Annotated in this window: 4 protein-coding genes; 2 read left to right on the top strand and 2 right to left on the bottom strand. The window is 67.9% G+C overall.

Features of this window, described 5'->3' with window-relative positions; translation table 11 throughout:
• On the bottom strand, positions 1 to 1,283 hold a 1,283-nt coding region (locus tag D183_RS0111335; RefSeq protein WP_017909092.1), incomplete at its 3' end, for a nicotinate phosphoribosyltransferase.
• 61 nt (positions 1,284 to 1,344) lie between these two features.
• A complete protein-coding gene (locus tag D183_RS0111330; protein ID WP_017909091.1) occupies positions 1,345 to 2,400 on the bottom strand; it encodes a bifunctional nicotinamide-nucleotide adenylyltransferase/Nudix hydroxylase in 1,056 nt (351 codons plus the stop codon).
• 284 nt (positions 2,401 to 2,684) lie between these two features.
• Between D183_RS0111330 and D183_RS0111325 the strand changes: the two genes are divergently transcribed.
• Both D183_RS0111325 and D183_RS0111320 read left to right on the top strand, forming a co-directional pair.
• The gene (locus D183_RS0111325) at positions 2,685 to 3,683 is read left to right on the top strand and encodes a glycosyl hydrolase 53 family protein (RefSeq protein ID WP_017909090.1); all 999 of its coding nucleotides are present in this window, start codon (positions 2,685 to 2,687) and stop codon (positions 3,681 to 3,683) included.
• A gap of 86 nt (positions 3,684 to 3,769) precedes the next feature.
• Positions 3,770 to 4,651 carry an endonuclease/exonuclease/phosphatase family protein gene (locus tag D183_RS0111320; protein ID WP_017909089.1) on the top strand — a complete coding sequence of 294 codons (882 nt, stop codon included), beginning with the start codon at positions 3,770 to 3,772 and terminating at the stop codon, positions 4,649 to 4,651.
• Positions 4,652 to 4,973 lie beyond the last annotated feature (322 nt).

The following is a 4,973-nucleotide window of genomic DNA, read 5'->3' as shown; positions in this document are numbered from 1 at the left end:
GCCACCGGCTCGGTGCGGTAGCTGCCGTACTCGCGGTGCCGCAGCAGACGCATGCGCCCGCGCTTGCTGAGCTTGCCCTTGTCGGTGACCGGATCCTTGTACACGTCGATCCAGCGGCCGTCGACGCGGGCGGCCGAGCACTTCAACGCGAACTTCTGGGTGTCCCGGTCGAGCCGTTGCAGCAACGCGCCGCCCATGCCGAAGGCCAGATTGTCGGTGGCGTAGCCGGCGCTGGTGATGCGCTCCAGGATCGCGCGGATGCTGGTCGGGTTGACCCCGTCGCCCTGGATCACCCGCACGTGGTTGAGCACCTTGTAGCCCTTGCCGTTGACGCTGTGGCCGAAGGCCTCGTCGAGCAGTTCCAGGCACTGGTGCACCACCGCCACCGGATCGCCGGAGTCCGGGCGGATCACCACGGTGGCGCCGGAGGCGATCACCTCCTCGCGCAGCGTGGTGCCCCAGTGCTCGCGGATCGCGTGGAAGATGTCGTAACTGTCCGACACCACCGCGACCACGCCGCCGGGCTTGCCGAACTGCTTGAGCATGTTGCGGTAGGCCTCGACCTCGCGCTCGCGGCCCCAACTGGTGATGGTGCTGTGCTCGGCGGCGGGGATCGAATAGCCGGCCATCGGCTCGTGGTAGTGCGCGCGCGCCAGCAACAGCCCGGACACGGTGTCGGTGCCGAGAAAGTTGACCAGGTGCGACGCGCCACCGATCGCCGCCGATTCCAGGCTGGACACGCCGCGCGCGCCGAAGTCGTGCAGCTTGAACGGCAACTGCCCGTCCGGATCGTCGCTGGTGCGCTCCAGGAACTGGCGGATGGTCTGCTTGGCGTGCCAGCTCACCGTGGCCACGGTCACCGGGTACCAGATGCGCAGCAGCAGCGTCTCCAGGTACGACGGCACCCAGTAGGCCTGCGCGTCGGTGGACTCGATGGTCATCAGCGCGTTGTGGGTCGGCACCACGCTGCCCTCGGGCACGGCGCGGATGCGGATCGGCAACTGGCCGCCGAGGCGGTCGACGATATCGCGCCAGCCCGCTTCGTTGAACGGCTCGCCGTGCGCGGCGAACAGGTCGCGCGCCTCGTCGATGTCGGCATGGGTGACGGGGCGGCCCAGCGCCTCCTTGAGGATCGACTGCAGACCGAAGAACACGGTGCGGTCGTAGACGCCGCCGCGCGATTCCACGTAGAAGAACGTGGCGTCGGTGCCGGGCGGGTACTGCAGCCAGTGGCTGGCCTTGTAGCTGTCGGTGTTGAGCAGCAGGTTGTTCAGGCATTGCATGACGGAAGCTCCTTCGCGTCTGGGAAAGCCGGCGGTCTGTCCGCCGGCCGGGAAGGCCGCGTCAGCCGCGGCCCAGGAAGAATTCGAGCAGGTGCAGATGGTCTTCGAACAGTTTTGGCCCCATGCCCAGCACTTCGCTGACCGGCACCCAGCGCGCCTTGTCGGCGTCGTCGCCGCCGCGCACCTCGGGCAGTTCGCCGAACACGAACTCGAAGTGGAAGGCGTGGGTGATGGTGCGCCCGCGCAGGCTGCGCTCGGGGTGGTCGAACACGTGGCGGTTCTTCAGCGAGCCCTTGAGCACCGGCACCGGGATCTTCAGCCGGGTCTCCTCGCGCAGTTCGCGCAGGCAGGCGTCGAGGATGCTCTCGTGCTGGCCGACGAAGCCGCCCGGCAGCGCCCACAGGCCCTTGCCCGGCGCCGCGCGGCGGCGCACCAGCAGCACGTGCCCGGAATGCACCACCACCGCATCGGCGGTGACGAAGGTCGGCGGATACGGCGCCTCCTTCCAGGCGGCGCGGTATTGCTCGATGAACTGGTATTCGGCGAGCAGTTCGGCGTACGACGGCGAGTTCTTGCGGAACGCCTCGAGCATGTCGAACACCGGCGTCGGCACGTTGCCGCGCAGCATCAGCAGCGCGCCGTGGAAATCGATGCTGCCGGCCTCGAACAGGTAACGGCGCAGCTCGGTCGCCGACAGCGTCTCGGTGTGCTGCACGTCGACCAGCGGCCACTGCGGGAATTCGCGCAGGTAATAGCTGCTGGCGTCCTTGTCCATGCCGATCAGGCCGATCCGCGCCTCGGCGCTGCCGCCGTCGCTGCGCACCGCCTCGGCCACCGTGGACTGCACCGCGGCGATCCACTGGCTTTCGTTGTACAGATGGTCGCGCAACGGCCGCAGGATCAAGCGCTCGCCGGCGCCTTCCAGCGCGGCCTGGATCATCACGCTGCGCTCGGCAACGGTCCAGGGATTGCGGATGGTACGAGGGGTTTCGGCCGAGCCGATCAGGAAGATGAGTTTCTGACCACGTGCGAGGGCGTGGCGGGCAACGGCGGCGTGGCCGTTGTGGAAGGGCTCGAAGCGCCCGATGAACACGAGATAGTCGAACTCCATGAGCATCCCTCACGGTTAGGTGGATCGCCGCGGGTCTGTCCCTTGGCGTGAGCGGAATGCTACGCCGATGCCGCATCGCGTCAAGTGACGCACCGCGCAGATTCATCGGCCATCCAGACAGCGCTTGCGGACGTCGCGACAGCACCGCTGCAGTGCAGCGCGCGTCGCCGTGGCGATCGCGCTAGCCTCGTGCGCGCCGCGGCCGCGGGGGACGGCACGGCACGTCGCGGTGCCCACTCCTCGGGGCCGGACGACGCCCCCTTCCCTCCTTCCATCACCGCGAGAATCGCATGAACCGATCGAGCAAGCGCGTGTCCGCCTGGCTGCTGGTGTTGTTGCTCGCCTGTCTGTGTGCGCCGGCCATGGCGCAGACCTTCGCCAAGGGCACCGATGTCAGTTGGATCGACCAGCAGGAGAGCAGCGGTCGCGTATTCCGCAACGCCTCCGGCGCCACCACCGATTTCTTCGCGCTGCTCAAGGGCACCGGGGTCAACGCGATCCGGCTGCGCGTGTGGGTCAATCCGCAGGGTGGCTGGAACGACGGCGCCGACACGCTGAATATGGCCAAGCGGGCCAAGGCGCAGGGCATGCGCATCATGATCGACTTCCACTACAGCGACAGCTGGGCCGATCCCGGCAAGCAGACCAAGCCGGCGGCCTGGAGCAACCACGACTTCGCCACCCTGGTGAAGGACGTGTATTCGCACACCAACGGCATCCTGTCCTATCTCAAGTCCAACGGCATCGACGTGAGCTGGGTGCAGGTGGGCAACGAAATCAACAGCGGCATGCTGTGGCCGGACGGCAAGACGCCCAACTTCGGCAACCTCGCGCAGCTAATCAACAGCGGCTACAACGCCAGCAAGTCGGTGTACCCCAATGCGAAGGTGATCGTGCACCTGGCCAACGGCCACGACAACGCGACCTTCCGCTGGTTCTTCGACAGCCTCAAGTCGGCCGGCGGCAAGTGGGACGTGGTCGGCATGTCGCACTACCCGTCCCCCAATGCCTGGCAGAGCGCCAACACCCAGATCGCCAGCAACATGCAGGACATGGTGGCGCGCTACGGGTCGGACGTGATCGTCAGCGAGGTCGGCATGGACTGGCAGCAGGCCGCGACCACCCGCGCGATGTTGGCCGATCTGCTCACCAAGACCCGCGCGCTCGGCAGCCGCGGCCTGGGCGTGTTCTATTGGGAACCCGACGCGTATCCGGGCTGGCAGGGCTACACGATGGGCGCGGTCGACAACAACGGGAAACTGACCCAGGCGCTGTCGGCGTTCAACTGAGCACCTCGCGGCAGGCGCGCCACGCGGTGGTCACCGACACCACCGCCGTGCCACCATCGCGTGCTCCGCTCCTGTCGAGATCTGCCATGTCGCCGTCGCTGTCGTCCGCGCGCAAGCTCGCGCTTCCTCTGCTGCTGGTGCTGAGCGCGTGCATCGCGCCAGCGCAGGCGCGCACGCCCGCAACGCCCGCCGCGCCGGCCCCGCTCAAGGTGATGAGCTTCAACGTCCGCGTGCCGGTCGATACCGACGGCGACAAGCGCTGGGACGTGCGCCGCAGCGCAATGGCCGCGCTGATCCGCGCGCAGCACCCGGATGTGTTCGGCACCCAGGAACTGGTCCAACGCCAGGCCGACTACCTGGCCGCGCAGTTGCCGGAGTACCGCTGGTTCGGCCCCAGCCGCGACGGCAAGGACGACGGCGAACGCATGGGCGTGTTCTACGACAGCCACGCGCTGAAGCTGGTGGACTCGGGACACTTCTGGCTGTCGGACACGCCGGAGGTGATGGGCAGCATCAGCTGGGGCCATCCGCTGCCGCGCATGGTCAACTGGGGCCTGTTCGAGCGCATCGGCGATGGCCGCCGCTTCTACCTGTTCGACACCCATCTGCCCTATCGCGACGAGGACGAAGCGGCGCGCGCCAAGGGCGCGGCGCTGATCGTGTCGCGGCTGAAGGCGCTGCCGGCGGACGTACCGGTGGTGCTGACCGGCGACTTCAACACGGTGCCGGACTCGCCGACCTACCGCTCCCTCACCGCCAGCCTGGCCGATGCGCGCACGCAGGTGGCGCAACCGCAGGGCCCGGAAGCGACCTTCCACGATTTCACCGGCCATCCCGACCGGCGCATCGACTGGATCCTCTCGCGCGGGTTGAAGGCCACCCACTACGCCACGCTCGACGCGCGGCCGCAGGGTCACTGGCCGTCCGACCATTTCCCGGTGATCGCCACGTTCGCCTGGCCGCAGTGAGGCGCGTGGGCCTGCGGCATGGACCGCAGGCCCGCGAACGGGAGCGGTTCCTATCTGTTCGGTATCAGCCGCGACGCGCATGACGCCAAAGGCCTTGGCGTGGCTGACCAAGGCCACATCGAGCGCTGCAAGACAGGCAACAACTCCGGCAGGGCCAACGCAGAAGCGCGCGATCCGCTCAGTTCTTCCGTCGCAATCTCGCACCGAAAAGCATCCGGCTCCGGTAGCAGTCGGGACTGAAGTCCCTCCCACAGGAAGCAACTGCGCTGACAGAGGGCCGTGCGTCCGCAGATACCGTCTTGCCCCCTAGCAGGCAAGGCCC

Origin of the sequence: Xanthomonas sp. SHU 199, from assembly GCF_000364665.1 — a bacterium.
Classification (GTDB): domain Bacteria; phylum Pseudomonadota; class Gammaproteobacteria; order Xanthomonadales; family Xanthomonadaceae; genus Xanthomonas_A; species Xanthomonas_A sontii.
This window is presented reverse-complemented; position numbering and strand designations above follow the sequence as displayed.